8 protein-coding genes and 1 pseudogene are annotated in these 15,631 nt (G+C 51.5%); 2 read left to right on the top strand and 7 right to left on the bottom strand.

All coding sequences use genetic code 11. The annotated features are described in order from the left end of the window. Nucleotides 1-14: 14 nt before the first annotated feature. The 3 genes from JQR90_RS22975 to JQR90_RS22965 form a co-directional block, all read right to left on the bottom strand. Nucleotides 15-1,640 (bottom strand): methyl-accepting chemotaxis protein, encoded by a 1,626-nt coding sequence (locus JQR90_RS22975; RefSeq protein WP_434140833.1) that lies wholly within the window; start codon nt 1,638-1,640, stop codon nt 15-17. A 324-nt stretch (nt 1,641-1,964) separates the two neighbouring features. Then, nucleotides 1,965-2,384: a response regulator gene (locus JQR90_RS22970; protein ID WP_125889088.1), complete on the bottom strand. Its 420-nt coding sequence runs from the start codon at nt 2,382-2,384 to the stop codon at nt 1,965-1,967. Nucleotides 2,385-2,843: 459 nt separating this feature from the next. Continuing rightward, entirely contained in the window at nt 2,844-3,110 is a 267-nt protein-coding gene (locus JQR90_RS22965; RefSeq protein WP_150346331.1) for a hypothetical protein, read from the bottom strand. 791 nt (nt 3,111-3,901) lie between these two features. Between JQR90_RS22965 and JQR90_RS22960 the strand changes: the two genes are divergently transcribed. Further along, nucleotides 3,902-4,993, top strand: a complete 1,092-nt coding sequence (locus tag JQR90_RS22960) for a hypothetical protein (protein WP_288658064.1) — start codon at nt 3,902-3,904, stop codon at nt 4,991-4,993. A 516-nt stretch (nt 4,994-5,509) separates the two neighbouring features. Here JQR90_RS22960 and JQR90_RS22955 read toward each other — a convergent pair. After that, a pseudogene (locus JQR90_RS22955) lies at nt 5,510-6,679 on the bottom strand (glycoside hydrolase family 5 protein); the annotation flags it as partial. A 531-nt stretch (nt 6,680-7,210) separates the two neighbouring features. Between JQR90_RS22955 and JQR90_RS22950 the strand changes: the two are divergent. Next, nucleotides 7,211-10,036, top strand: a complete 2,826-nt coding sequence (locus tag JQR90_RS22950; protein ID WP_434140832.1) for a LysM peptidoglycan-binding domain-containing protein — start codon at nt 7,211-7,213, stop codon at nt 10,034-10,036. Between the two features lie 38 nt (nt 10,037-10,074). On the opposite strand, the gene JQR90_RS22945 is transcribed toward JQR90_RS22950, so the two are convergent. From JQR90_RS22945 to JQR90_RS22935, 3 genes are read right to left on the bottom strand one after another with little or no spacing between them, the layout of a single operon-like run. After that, nucleotides 10,075-11,136: a lipocalin-like domain-containing protein gene (locus JQR90_RS22945; RefSeq protein WP_434140831.1), complete on the bottom strand. Its 1,062-nt coding sequence runs from the start codon at nt 11,134-11,136 to the stop codon at nt 10,075-10,077. Continuing rightward, entirely contained in the window at nt 11,126-13,594 is a 2,469-nt protein-coding gene (locus JQR90_RS22940; RefSeq protein ID WP_434140830.1) for an ABC transporter permease, read from the bottom strand. Before JQR90_RS22940 ends, JQR90_RS22945 begins: the two co-directional genes overlap by 11 nt. Nucleotides 13,595-13,596: 2 nt before the next feature. Further along, nucleotides 13,597-14,265 carry an ABC transporter ATP-binding protein gene (locus JQR90_RS22935; RefSeq protein ID WP_010798697.1) on the bottom strand — a complete coding sequence of 223 codons (669 nt, stop codon included), beginning with the start codon at nt 14,263-14,265 and terminating at the stop codon, nt 13,597-13,599. Nucleotides 14,266-15,631 lie beyond the last annotated feature (1,366 nt).

Here is a 15,631-nt window from a genome sequence, read left to right as displayed (position 1 = left end):
CATTGAATAAACGATCAGACCTTGAAGCGATTGACCAGAGAGTTAAGCTCAGCCGCTAGACGTGACAGCTCATGGCTGGACGCGCTGGTTTGATGCGCGCCTGTGGCAGACTGCACGGATAGATCACGGATATTGACAAGGTTACGGTCAACTTCCCTGGCCACCTGAGCCTGCTCTTCGGCTGCGCTGGCAATTACCAGGTTACGCTCATACATTTCGCTGATCGACGACGTAATCTCGCTTAGCGCCTGGCCTGCACTTTCTGCCAGCTCCCGTGTGGAATGAGCGCGAGTGCTGCTGATCTGCATGGAGTTCAAAGCCTGACTTGCGCCGTTGCGCATGCCAGAGACCATTTGCTCGATTTCAAGCGTCGACTGTTGCGTACGATGAGCGAGCGCTCTTACCTCGTCAGCCACTACAGCAAAACCTCGGCCGGATTCGCCTGCACGGGCAGCTTCGATCGCAGCATTCAGCGCCAGTAGATTGGTTTGTTCTGCAATGGCACGAATAACATCCAGCACCTTGCCAATTTCCTGCGATCGATCGGCAAGTTGTCTTACCAGTACGGAGGTAGACTGAACCTCTTCCGACAGGTCTGTGATGGCTGTAATGGTTTCATTGACACGAACATGACCGGCCTGTGCTGACTGGGTCGAGGTCTTGGAGGCCTCAGATGTCGATACTGCGTTACGTGCTACCTCATCAACCGCTGCGCTCATCTCGTTTACAGCGGTAGCGGCCTGCTCAATCTCATCGTTTTGCTGTTGCAAGCCGCGGCTGGCTTCTTCGGTCACTGCGTTGAGTTCATCAGCAGCTGCCGCCAGTTGGGTTGATGACCCTGAAATCTGAGCCAGGGTGTTACGCAGATTGTCCTGCATCTGGCGCAGTGCTACCTGAAGCTGATTGACCTCATCGCTACCGCTGACTTCAATGTGAGTGGTCAGGTCTCCTTTGGCAACCTGTTGTGCGGCGCGCACAGCACTCTGCAGGGGCCTGACGATACTTTGCGTCAGAAGCCAGGCCATAAGCACGGTAGCCAGGGCCGCCAGGGCAATCACGAGGATAACAATGGCGCGAGAGCTGGCGTATTGATCCGCCGAACTCTTTCCTTCGCGCTCGATCCCTTGTGCATAGTAGTCTCCCAGCTCGCCCAATGTCTTGCCAGTGCCATCGATGACAGGCTTCATGTCAACCAGAGTGAGTTTATTCAGGGCGACAGTATCGCCTTGGCGGGCCAGGACAAACGAGTTGGTCATACCCTGCTGGTAGACTGCAAAATCCTGTTTGAATTGTCCGTACAGGCGTTGCTCTTCGGGCGTATCGACAAAGGCCTCAAACGCTTTGATGTTATCCATCAAAACCTTATTACGGGCCTCATACTGGCTGGCATAGGTGTCGATGCTTTTAGGGTCGGGATCAAGCGCCATGCGCAAGGAAATGGTGCGAATACGCAGCATGTTTTCCCGGATGCTATCTACGATGCGGATGCTGGGTACCCATTCTGCTTCTATAGCCACACTACGGTCACGGATGCTGGACATCTTGCCTAGCGAGAAAATACCCAGAAAAGCAACCATCAGCGCGATCAGGCCAAACCCAAGCGCAGCCCGGGGGGCTATGTTCCAACTGCGTAGTAGCATATTTGTCATCCGCAAAAGTAGAGGCGAAAGCACGCCGAATTTTTGTTGTCTGATGACATGTATCGGCGGTCAGTCTTGAGGCTTGAATTTATTCAGTGACGGATAAAGCTCACTGCATCCATGGCTCAAGCGTTCTTGAAAGCGAACCTCTACCAGCTACCTGTTTTCTACTGCGACATTCCTAAAAAGCTAACTACCAGGCGCAGCTATGAATGCAGAGTCTGCAGTGTGCTCAAGCTGGTAGAGCACAGCCTGTCCAACTATAGAGATGACCCGTCCAAGAAGGAGCTGAAAAACCGCCAGTTAACTACCTTCAATCAACTGTTAGATTCGCTCGGTCAATATATCGACCGTGAAGGGGCTGGTCATAATAGGCGTGTCGATTTCCAGGTTTCCATCGCCTACCACAGCGCTCTCAGCATAACCTGTGATAAATAGCACCTTGAGGTCAGGGCGGCTAATACGCGGCGTCAGCCATTTGTCTTCCGTTAGCCCAACATCGGAAACTAACAGGCCGATAGCGGTATCGGATTGCAGGATTGCCAAGCCAGAAGCGCCATCTTCAGCTATCAGGGCGTGGTAGCCGAGTTCTTCAAGAATCTCCACGACCAGCATACGGATAGTCGGCTCGTAATCCACAACCCGTACTGCCCCGCCAGTAACGGTAACGGTACGGAGCAACTGTTCTTGAGTGGGCTCACTTGCGGTATTTACGGCCTTTTCTTCTGCGCGAGTTATAGACATATCCGTATTCCTTGCCCCGTTTCCGGAGCGATATGCATCTGCCCACCGGTTAGCGCACGAAGCCGTAAATTATGGAGAGCCCAACCCCATGCCCAGAGGTTTAGTAGTGACGGTGGTCAATATGTGCAACGCAGATGGACAGGTTTTCGGAACCCTCGGGTTGTGCCGGTTCAATCATATGAGCGGGCATGCATCCCACCTCCCGCCGGCAGAAAGAAAGGCGCAAGACATAGGCGGAAAAGGAGATTTGCGCATCATGCGAGTTGGACGTCCTGTAATGGTGACAAAAGGCAAAACCAGAGAACCTTCCACGTGGCAACCCACCAAGATGGAGAGGGTGCAACACGCGTTTAGCCCATCCGGTACGGACGTCAGACTAGAAGTGCTTTGTGCTGCAAGTGTGGCAAGGAACATGAGAAGCACTGTAAAAGCACTGTGATAAAGAGGGGTAAATAATGACTACCCGAGCGAGCCATGATGTAATGGATCATCATGGGTAAATTCATGGCTATTGGATGCCGGCTGGTTAAGCCGACGCTGGATATCCATCAGGACCGTTTCCAAAAGCAGACGGTTACGCGCCTGATCAGGCGTTAAGATCCACTCAAGTGGATGACCTCCTTCAACAGGTAGTGCGGTAATAACCAGTGTCCCGTCAGGTTTTAGTAAGGTATCGACTTGATAACGGTCACGGGCCGAGTCAACAAGCATGATCAAGGCATTCATAGAATCGGCTACATCGTTGGGTGTTATCTAGTTAGAGTCAGGCTACTTCAAGAGATTCTTAAAGACTCTTCCCACTCGTCTAAAGGTTTTCCTGCCCAGTCAAAGCCTTTCTTATGCTCCGCCTCCACCCTGCATCTGATCGCTATGCGGGTCCTTTAGTGAGCCTTGGTTAAAAAGGTCCTAATAAGCTGCGGGAGGGGTGATCTATTACTAAAGAAGAGAACTAATTCAAAGTATTTATGCTGGCAAACTCACAAAACCAAGGTTTTTTGTCAATTGCTTTTGTATTGAACGTACTATGAATTTGTTTTGATGATTTATAAGTTATTTATCAATAGAAGGCAAATAGCCAGTATTCTTTCGAAATCACTCGTACCGTCACAGTAGTCTGGTTATTTGAGCCAATATGACGGTAATAATTGCCCACAATACTAAGCTTGTCTGTTTCAAGCATTGATCTAAGTAGTCCATTGCCTGCCTTGACAGCGTCTGCGTCGCCACTAGCTTTATGATCCCTCAACAGATTGGTGTGGATTGGCACGCTTGGTGGTTTCGAAAACAAACCGCATGTAAAGGACATAAAATTAATGATCACGGTTAGCAAGCGTAACGTCTATTACGTATGTTTGTTTATTCTTCTTATTTTTCAATTTGGTGTGTTCGAGCAAGGGCACACAAACCCTATTGGCGTAAAGTACGTTAGTGAATTGTATCTTGCGATATGCTTAGGTTTTACAGCGCTTCTTCTTACAGGTACGCCTCCTGCCAACAAGCAGGACTACAACCTCGGCTTGAGTTTTTGCCTTTTTTCTGCGTTTGTGTTCTGTTTTCTGCCCGCGTTATTTTCAAATCTTTTTTATGGGCAGCCGCTGTTCTATGGATTGATTGAAGAGCGTCGTGTTCTGTTCTGCTTCAGCTTTTTCGTTATTGTCTATTTTGCAAAGCGTGTAACCGCTACCCAATTCGAGCAGCTGATACTGCTGGTCGGTCTCATCTCCGTTGGGCTTTCCTGGCTTTCCTATGCAGGCGTGCTGCCCGATCTTCGTGAGCAGGTGCTTGACCTTAGTCGTCCCGGGCGTGCCTCGCCCGGCGCAGCGGCCATCATCTTCTCCTACTGCCTTAGCGTCTATTTCATGGGGCATGGACGATCTCCCCTGAACGGCGCTCCAAAGTCAAAAGTGCTCTATGGCATCCTGGCGTTTGTCTTTCTGGCCACGATTGTCTTTGTCATGCAGACAAGACAGGTCATCGTGATCTGCTTTCTCTTTACCGCGATGTGTCTGAAAAGCCGCATGGTGATGCCCATGATCCTGGGTAGCATTGCGCTCTTTCCGATATTGGTGAACCCGCATATCCTCGATAGCTTGGGGCTCAACCTTGACTTCTATATGCAATCGGTGGAGAGCGGGCCTACGGACAATGTGCGGGAAAACACCATTGCCGCCATCATGAACCATTTGCATGAATACAATTGGGTTCCTAGCGGCAGCTTGAGCCTGATGTGGAATGATGGGTTCAAACGGTTCTTCAGCAACTACTTCTTTCTGTCTGACGTAGGGGTAATTGGTACCTTATTCCGCTTCGGATTCCTGACATTTGCCATTATTCCGATTGGCTTGTTCATCCACTACAGGGTTGCAACAAAGTTAAATCCCAACTTGGACTTTACGCTGGCGTTCTTTCTGGCCAACCTTGCCATGTGGCCGTTGGTAGGTGTGTTCGAGTATCAAGCACCTACGGCTTTTCTTCTCGCCCTACAGGCACTCAAAACACACTATCAACATACAGCCAGAGCTACTGACGAAATCGCAGCGGTACCGTATCCATACCCAACGCGGCTTGAGTCGTTGTCCGGCGCCAGAGGAATGAGAGGCATGACCTGATTCATCTTTAATAAAGGAAAAGGCTGGGCTTATACCCGGCCTTTTCCTTTAAGGGATGCCAGTAAAGCCAGATCAAGCAGATAGGTTGACTCAGAAGGGATTACAGGAGAGATGATGCATAGCGAGGCAATTACGATCAGCTTATGTAGCTGCTAGAGAATGCCGTTTTGTTGTCTTACATAGGGAATCTGGTATGGGCTGGCAAAATACGCGTCTGATACGAACGCACCTGGCCTATTACGGAGGGAGAAAAAGTAAAGATAAGGAGCTGTCCCTAGCCCCAGATACAATCCATCACAGCCCGTAGGTAAGAGACTGTTGTTATTTAGACAAAACAGTCAGCGTCTTGGGATAACCTACGACCGATCCATTGACTGCTGCGCCATCCACATAGACACCTAGATTAGTGCCAGCCTGCACATAGGTAATCTTGCGGACCTGACCATCCGCTAGCTTAACCGACTTGCCCACCTGAAAGGCGGCTTTGTTGGCGGTCGTGCCCGGTACTGAGAAGCCAGCCTTCTTACGATACACACCATTGAGCCAATCGGTGTTGGTAAAATTGTTGATGGTGCTGGTCACGGAACCCGTCGTAGTGGATGGTGCCGGCGCAACAACGGTCGGTGTAGGTGCAGGCGAAGTTGTTGCTGCCTTCTTCGGGCCTATTTCCGTACAGCTGGTGTTATCCATGTATTTCTTGAGCGTCGGCCACTGCGGGCGATCCTGCCCATTTACCGGCTCAACCGACATGAAATAATTGCCCCAGCCCGGACCTGCCGCCCAGTAGGACGCCGGTACGCAATTCTCTTTCAGGTAGGCCAGCATATTGTCCATCAGGATGTTCCAGCGCGGGTTGTTATCCGGTACGCCGAACTCACCAATGTAGCCACGCTGACCATGCTTCTTCAGCCACTCTACGAACGGCTTGACCCGATTCACGCCGTACATCACGTCCAGCTTGTTGACGTCTACGTCACCATAGCTGCCACCGGCGTTCTCATCAAAATACGAGTGCGCCGAGAAAATGATGTTGTTGGACGGATCCTTCAGGTTCAGCAAGGGATCATTCCACTCCGCCCAGCGCGTAGCGCTCGACCAGCCGTTGCCTTCCACGATGATGGGGCGGGTCTTGTCGACAGCGCGTACGCCGTTGATGCCATACTGGGCTGCAGTGGGCCAATAGGCCAGGGCCCCATTGGGCTCATTCATGATGTCATAAGCATATAGGGCTGACTGCTTACTCCACTGCTGCGCGATCTTGGTCATGATCTCCTGATATCGCGCATAGGGTACGCCACTAGTACCGATGAGCTGACCACGGTAACGGGCATAGTTATGCAGATCTAGAATGACCTTGATGTTGTACTTCTGCGCATAACCAAACATCTGATCTACTAGGGCGACGTAAGGAGTATCCAGTGCGCCACCCAGTTTGGGCTGTAGCCGTTCCCAGATGATGGGGAAACGAATCAGCTTGACGCCCTTGGCGCTCCACTGTTGGAAATACGACTCCGTAGGGAAAATGTAATTGGTGCCATTGATACCTGGAAGTACTTGAGGCGCAAAGCCGGCGCCTGACAGGTTCAAACCCACCAGATCAACTTGTTCGGCTTGCACACAGGTACTTGCAAATGCCAGGGCGGCTGCAAAGGGAAGGCTTTTCTTTAACAGTTTCGAAAAAAACATTGGTATCACCCTACTGCTGTGACCAACCGCGACCATTTCCTGTACTGCAAGATCAGGCGGAGGCTCAGAATTAAAAAGAATTGGCTAGGCTACTGCCAAGCGGAGCGCGCTCTGTGCTCTGCGTACTGAGCTATACAAGCGATATGCCAAAACATTGACATGAATTGAAACAAAGCCAGATAAAGCTTTATTTGATAATTTAAGTGACTGATTTTTATGATTTTTTTTTGGTTAAAACGTGTATTACCATTCGTCGGCCCGAGTATCATGAAAATAAAGTAATGGCAAAGTAATTTCATGAGCTGACGGATTCTTGTTGTTTTACTGTATTAAGCAATCGGTCAATGATGATTTTCTGGCTATAAGCCTTTTATCCTGACGGAGTATTAACGTGTAGAGGCTATTGTTCCTTATGGAATGGAGCCGTAAGCACGGTTACTTCAGCTTGGCGTTAACGTGTCATGTGCTTTTCATCTAAGCCAAGCATCCTTGGTCAGGCTGACGACCGAAGCCTACCGAGGACATTACGCCATGGCGATGCCGATCGATAATGCCGGAACCTCTCGCAGTAACTTCCGCACCGCACTTCATTCATTTAGCGCGTTTATCAAGCGATCCCAAGAAACGCCGCGCCCTGAAGGGGACGCACCAAGACTCCCTAAGTCGCACCTGCAGCAGCAAAAGGTAGTTGTAGAGCCGGGTGACACCATGACGGGTATCGCCAAAAAGCATTACGTCTCACTGCACGAGGCAGCCCAACATAATCCGCAGATTTCTGATATTGATCACATTCACGCCGGTGATGTGGTCTTTTTACCTCCTCCAGCACCAGAGCAGCTGGCCGTACAGCCTGATGGCAAAACACTGTTCCTTGAAAACCTGCAGTCTCGAGGTAATGCCATCGAACACGCTAACACTGCAGACGGCGCGATTGATTACGCAGTAGAGACCGAACAACTGAATCAAGACGTGCAAACGTTTTTGTCCGCTTTGCCAGCCGCTGAGCGTAACGACTCTGCGCAATGGTTATTTGATCATGACTGGATGGACAGTGGGCCGGCTCAGATAGCGATAGAGCAGGGTGCCGAACAGATGGGGTTGGTGCTTACGCCTTCCAGCCACAAGGGGCCGGACTTGGAAGCGCAGGTTAGGGAGATTGTTCAGCAGGTTAACGCATCGCCGGATCCTGTTGCCGCATTGGAGACACTAGGAAAGGCTTACTCCACCGTTACACCTGATGTAAAAGAGGTTTTGTTGCAGTCATCAACAGGCCAGGAGATCTTCCAAAGGGCAGGGCAATACGCGCTTGACGCCTTGAATCAGCAGGATAACCAGTCTGGCCAGCTCGTACCGATGAAAACTGTATTCGAACGACTGGATAACATGACACAAAACCTTGACCCGCATCTTGCGGCAAAGGTCGTCGAAGCGGCGATTCCCGGACTGGAAAAGGTATTGCTCGAGCCCAGCGATAATCCAGTCCCCCTCATGGTAGGCTCGTCAGGGGCCTATCATCTGGTCAACGTAACCGGACGCATTGCCGGTCAGCCTGGTGCTGAGGAGACCATTAAGCGTTTGGTCGAGCTCGGACTTTACGAGCGGACCGGAACTGTGCAGAGCATTGCCGAAGGAGCAAGTCCAGCTTACCCGCTGCAGGTGCTGAGCTTTGTGGGCCAAGTCGACACACGCTATGTTTTAGAGGGCGATATCCTGCCAGGCCTGGATCAGTTCCAGAAAAAGGTTACGGATGATCTGCAGGCGTATGGAAAACAGATGGAAGAGCTCAATTGGCTCACCTTGAATGGGGGCGCTGTCATGACTACTGAGCAGCGGGATAACGCCATCCAGGATTATCTTGACTCGCGACCGCCCGAGTGGGAAGAGCAGACCCAGGCGCTAAAAGATCAGGTTGCTGAGGACGGGCGTGATCTCTTATACCAGCTACAGGCGCTGCAAAATCTTCCGGCAGACTTTAAAGGTGACCGCAAGGCGATCGAGGACCAAATCCGCAGGACACTGGATAATCCCGACGCAATTACAGCCATGAGTTCTGCGGTGGCCCAATATCCGGAACTGACAAACGATCTGGATCAATGGAAGCTGATTGGGCAGTTTGGCAAAACAACGGATCGTGGTCGAAAGTTTCTTGAGGAAGTGGCTACGCAGGTTCTACGGCACAAGGTGATGCCAGAGTTTCAGAATGTAAAGGCGGGAGATGCTGCCAGCCTGCAAAATGCCCTCAACAAACTGGAAGGGCTCAAAAAAGGCCCAGTAGCTGCTCTGTTTGGTATACCAGACAAGGATCTCAATAAGGCTATTGATGCCTTGAAAGAGGCATTGCCGAGGCCCGGCGAAACAGCCGAGCAGATTACCGACCGTCTCGCTCGCTTCAATCTCAAGTTGGACGATATCAAATCAACCAATGGTGTCAGGACCTTTGATAATCAGACGCGCGCTGGCCAAACCTTGAGGATGATCGGGGCGGCCGGTGCCGCTGCCGTACTGGCAAGCTCCGGGGTTGCGTTACATAAACACCAGAGCCCCGAAGCCATCCTTAAGGTCTGTCTTGACGCTGCCGGCACGGCCCAAAAGACGACCGAACTCTTGATCGGCATGGGTAAGATACCCAAGGATGGTTGGGTAAACACATTGGCCGGCGGTAGCTCTCATCCTGCGGTAAAAGTTTTGGGCATTGCCAGCTCGCTGTTTGATCTGGTCAACGCAGGCAAGGCGGCGGAGTCTGGCGATACGGTGGGAGCATCACTCTATACATTATCCGCAGCAGGAGGAGTGACATCAGCCTTGGGCACAGGCACTGTTTTTGGCCCAATTGGCCTTGGTGTAGTGCTGCTTTCGACCATCACATTGGGCACTCGTGACGTTATCAAACACCATGAAATGGCCAATCGCTTTCAAACGCCGGAAACCAGCCAATTTTTAACTCATGCTGGGCTTGATGAGGCGGCGGCAAAAGCACTTTCAGACCAGAGCGGAGACGGTTATAACGTTCTGCCGTTGCTCTCACGTTACGCCGAACTCAAAGGATTTGATCTGCAGAATAACCAGGACCAGCAGGCCTTTGTCACTTGGATCAATAACATGCCAAATGAAAGCCTATTGTTGTTACGGGACAACCTCCACCGCGTACTGGACAGGCGAAAGGGAAGTTATGATGACTTTCCGGAATTTCAATCCCGATCAAACTCCTGGATCTACGATACTTCCGATACCTATTTCATTCAGCGCCTCAAAGAGAACCCTCACTTCGTGGAGATGGGCGTTGCTTATCCCAATTCGGTTTACCAACTTGATCAGACCTTGGACATGCTAGACCTGGACCGATTGGCAGTAAGCTGATCGGGCTGAGCCTGCGTTGCTATCAACGCGGCGCAGGCTCAGTAACCTGTCATTTCCAGATAGCCGATTCCGGTTTCGCTGCCTTGTACGCGTACGGGCCCTTCCCAATAGGGTGTTCCCACATCCATCCAGGCGTTGGGATTAATGGCTGACACCTCAATGTTAAGCCCGCGTTTGACTAGGGACAAAGACCAGCGCGTTGGAATTTTCCGCCCCGCGATCAAATGTTCATCCAAGGCTTTCAACTCGATTTCGTCTCTTTGCAGGGGTTCGGTCTGGCCGTCGGCGTTTATCCAGGTACCGCTCAGGTAATTATCGCCATCTGCCTGTCGCAAGCGGAACACCATGAGTTGTCGACCATCCTGCAGGTGTAGCGAAAACCAGTCCCATCCGTGCTGATCTTCCGAGAGCGGCTGACTACTCCATTCGCGATCAAGCCAGGCCGTGCCGCTTACGGCCACGGGTTTGCCCTCGATTTTCAATACACCCTGTGCGCGGAAAAAAGGTTGGCTGTAGTAATAAGACGCTTGGCCTCTGGCTGACTTGCGACTCAAGCCTTGGTCCCCTTGGAGCACAAGTGGCTGATCTGACGTCAACTGGAGCTGATAAGAGAACGTATCGCCACGGGCCTGCACTTTAAGATCTGACGATGCTTCGCCTTGCATTGACCAATCATCAATCCAGGCAGCAAAAGGTTCAGCTGTCACGCCGGCCTGTCCAACGCCCCCTCGCGCCTGTGTCTGGGCATGGAATTGCTGCGTGCGGGTAGTCAGTCCCGCGTGACCTAACCACAGATTCCCGTTGCCCCAGCCGGGCTGGTCGGCTGCGGGACGCATGGCACTACGAAAAAGCGTCCATTGCACGCCATAGTCATTGCCGGCAGCGTCCTTTAGGTTGGCAGTGACATACCACCACTCGATACGAAAATCAGGATGGGCGCCATGATCGGCTGGAAAAGAGAACACCTTGCCCGGTACGACCTGAGCAAAGCCCTTGCTTTCCTGGCCCAGACCGGCAAAGCCTTGTCCTTTGGATGAAGAGTCATCGCATCCGCCTAGGACAAAAAGGCCTACAACCAGACAGCCAATCCTAGCGTTCATCGGACAGTACCCTCAGCAAGTCAACCGGGCGGCTCCGCCACAGGGTCCAGAGAGGCCAAGCTGAGGCCAGCCAGGTAGCCAGTAGAGCGAGTCCTGCCAGACGCATCAGCTGATCCGGAAAAACCTGAAGTGGCAAACGCCACCCAAAGGCCTGAACATTAATCACGGCTACCAGGCACCATGCCAGCAGAATGCCCAGCGGAATCGCCAGGAGCAGTGTTAGCAGTGTTAGCAGCCACGTCTGACCTAAGTTAAGCAGCATCAGCTGGCGCCGCGTAACACCCATGGCCCATAACGGCGCGAGTTGCCCAAGGCGGCTCTGGCTTTGCGTTAATAAAGCAATAAAGAGCGCAACACCTGCTACGCCCAGCGTCAGCGTATTAAGGGCCGAGGTTGCACTGAACGTGCGCTCAAACACCTGTGTTGCCCATTGTTTGAGCTGTACCTGATCCACAAGACGGGAGTCATCGAGAGCAAACGTATCCTTGATGGCCTGTTTCAGGTTGCCAACGGCGGAGGGCTCCATACGCAGCGCATAACGGCTTACCGGCAGGTTGGGCCAATGGGCTTTCATTGCCTTAGCATCTACCAGAACATGGCCACGAGGGTTTCCATAATCCGCGTAGATACCCACGATCTTGGCAAGCCACGCCCCTTCGGCTGCCGGTAGTTTTACCGTGTCGCCTATTTCAACGTTTAAATGCCGAGCCAGTTGTTCACTAAGCATGACGCTATCGCCCTTGAAGAGTGCGTCCCAAGGGTTACCTGCTCGTGCCTCTAGTAAAGGCCAATGGTTGCGGTAAAGCTCATCATCCTCTACGCCTGCAATGGTCAAAGGCCAACCACCCAATTGCGTTTCAAGCTCAAGACCTGCCAAAACACGATCAACTTCAGGACGCGCTGTTAGCCAGTTAGCCATCTCTTGCACCTGATCCGGGCTAGCTGGGCGGATATAAAGTTCGGCAGAAAGGCGCTGATCCAGCCAGACACTAAAGGTATGCCGAAACCCTTCAGTCATACTGCCGGCACCAATATTAGCGGCAAGGGCTAACAACAAAGCCATGAGGGCCAGACTCAGGCCAGGTAACTGTTGTCGGCAGTCGGCAATAAACCAGCCCAGTAATGGTAATCGCATGGAGGCAGGTGCTAGTCTCAGCAGGCCGCTGAGCGCTACCGGCAGACCTAGAGCTGCCGCGAGCAGTAGGCTGCCCATCATGACGAAACCTGCCGCCAGGCTATTGCCTGTCAGCCAGGCAATGAAGGCAACCACTGCTGCAACAGCGGCGATCCATCCTTGGCGTTTCAGCCAGGCACGGTGGGCCTGATGCCAAGCCTCGCTATTGGCGAGTCCTAGCAATGGCAACCGAGCGGCGCGCCATAAACTGTTTGCGCCCGCCAACAGCGCACCCAGAAGGCTAAGTCCCAGGCTACCTAGCCACCAGATTGGACTGAGAGAGAGCTCTCCGGCTACCTCAGCACCATATAAACCTCGTAAGCTGGCTGCCACGTCTGGTAAGAGTAGGCTGGCCAGTACGTAGCCGCTAACAATACCTGCCAGCCCCCCTAGCAACGCGAGCGCTATCAGTTCTCCAGTCAGCGCTATCAGGAGTTTTTGAACACTTACACCGCTGGCGCGCAATGTACGCAATAAGGGTCTTCGTTGCTCCAAGGCCAGCCCGATAGCCGCATGTACAATAAACAATCCAACTGCAAAGGCTAACAGCCCAAGCGCCATTAGGTTGAGGTGGAAACTTTCGGTGAGCTGTCCCGGGTCGTTTTCATTTGAATGGGGCTGCCATTGCAATCGTTCATTCCACGGAGAAGGAAGGGGTTTCTGAAAATCTGCTGGGAAAACAAGACGTGAGAGTTGGTCCGGTGCCTCAAGTAGCCGCTGGGCTACTCCGATGTCGACTAGCAACATGCCGGGAGCCATGCCTGACTTACCTGTTATTGGCGGGAGGCGTTGCCCATTAACCAGGTAAGGCTGCTCACCCTCCTGCAGGTTCAACTCATGTAGTGTTTGGTTCGCAACCCAGGTTTGCCCAGGTGGACTAATAAACGCCATCAAGTCCTGTGTTTCGGTCGGTTCGCCCGCTATGGACGAGCCCAACGGCAGGCTCACTGGTTCGATACCCATGATTTGCAGACGGCGTGTTTGACCTTGAATAATGGCGCTGCCTTGTAACATTGGTGACACGGGCCATCCCTGTCGGCGTAACGCAAGAAAGCTTTCCTGAGAAATAAGTCCGCCATTACGTGCAGAAAGTGTCGCTTGAGGTAAACCGCCAATGAGCTGACTGGCCTGCGCATAGCTTTGCCTTGCCTGGCTGTTAAGCGCCTGAACGCCAGTCAATAATGCCGTGGCTAGCCAGAGCCCGGTAAATAGACTGAAAAACTGCACGGGGTGTTTTCGCCAGTGACTGATTAGGCTGCGCACAGACCAATACACAACACCCATCGTTAGCTTCCCATAGGGGTAGCAATTTGGCCTGCCCGCAACACGACGCGTTGCTGCAACTGTGCCGCTACCTGTGGGCTATGAGTAACCATCAGCAGCGTACAGCCACTACGGTCTACCAGATCCAGCAACAGCTTGAGTACTTGGGCGCTAGTTACTTCGTCCAGGTTACCGGTCGGTTCATCAGCCAGTACTAACGCCGGACGTGATGCCAGGGCTCGACCCAATGCCACACGCTGTTGTTGTCCTCCCGAAAGCTGCTCTGGGTACCGTTGCAATAACTCGCTCAGACCCAGTTGCTCGGCAAGCTGGGCCTGCCACAATGGATTGTGCCGTCCCGCAAGCCGCGCCTGAAAAGCTAGATTATCCTCTACCGTCAGACTGCCGATGAGGTTGAACTGCTGAAAAATCAGGCCAATCTCACAGCGACGCCAGTCAGCCAGCGCTTGTTCGTTAAGTGAGTGTAATGCCTTTCCATCGATATCGATGCGGCCACTATCTGCCTTGTCGAGTCCAGCGATAAGATGAAGGAGTGTGCTTTTACCACTTCCCGACTCGCCCATAAGAGCCAGACTGCCACCACGCTGCAGATCTAAATCTATACCTCGAAGTACCGGCAGAATGCCCTGAGGGGTGGGGTAGCTTTTATGAAGTTGTCGCACATGAAGCATAAGTGAGCCTTGATACGTCTGGTAAACGCACAAGCAAACCAGAGACAGCGATCGCTGGGATGATCTGCGAAGAGGTCATATCGAACCCAAATCTCATGACTTAGTTCTTGAGATAGGATTGATGTAAGAAATTTATACAGTAAAAATAAAACCGCTTACTAGACTAGCGAAGAGGTGACGTTGGCTTTAGGAATTTCAGATAAAGGTCTATCGAAGATCATAACGCAATATTACTCAGTCACAGGTAAGCAGTCGTGCTCAACAGAGCCTTTTGCTAAAAGTAATCGTATCTTTCTCAAGTACTATTTTCTGCTATAGCAGCTCCAATCCTAAGCCCATCCTATAGCCAGCACTGATTTGAGGCATGAGGTGCCTTATTTATATAACTAGATGATCAATGCTGTGATATCAGTGTGATATTGACTTGCTTTAAATAGCCTGTAACGGTTTTCTGGTTGACTTTCACTCTACTAAGCGTAGCGGAGTCATGGAGATCGTCCTCATTTATACATAGTCATGCCGTTAGTCATCTTTGGTAGGCCAGCCGATATAAGCTAGTTGCAAAACAACAGCGCTGCGTTAACCTCAACAGACCATAGTCAGCTACGCTTGTATTGTCATGAGAAGTAATACTGCAGAAGTAGTAGATATGCCTACTATCACCCCTATCGGTACCCAGTGCACAACAGGTCAGACGTGTCCAGAAAGTGGCATCTGGACAGTTATAGGTGCTCCTCGCACGGCCTCGCCCATCGTTAAAGGCAAACGGTTTCCGCCTTACTGCGGTAAGGCCGCTGTTTGGCAGCTAGCTTTGCACGCCTGATCTTAACCAAACGTTAGCCACTTCACGCTACCTTGATAGCGCGCGTTTGATTGGTGCGTCCTGAAAAAGACCACCCCAGTAAAAAAGCAGCAACGGGGGAAATCACTGCTTCTGGGGTGGCTGATGACGTGTTACAAACCAAACAACGGATCGTTCGCTTGCCCTCGCATTAAAGCCTTTCTGTTGTAAAGACGATACCCGTTCCAGGTAAAGGCTATGTAAATTTTTGGACATGTTGGGACTGATATACTTTGCCATCTGGTGGGGACTTATTAGTGATTGAAAGTGAAACTCATAGCATTCTTGCACTTTCCAGTAGAGCCTTTTTATCCGTATGATTTAAAGGAGGTTTAGGTGCAAACATCGCTTTGGCTTCATCCAGAGAATTTCTTTTTGCTTGATTAACGGAAAATTTTTAAAGCCCACTTTATCGGGTTTCATTTTCTTCTAGGTGCATGAGAACATTCGATCAAATGATATGTTCAGAATTAAAGCCAAAACAGTATCTAGAAATCGTTCTGGTTTATTAGGGATTTAAATTAT

This window comes from Pseudomonas sp. JZ114 (assembly GCF_051027705.1).
Classification (GTDB): Bacteria; Pseudomonadota; Gammaproteobacteria; order Pseudomonadales; family Pseudomonadaceae; genus Chryseomonas; species Chryseomonas luteola.
This window is presented reverse-complemented; position numbering and strand designations above follow the sequence as displayed.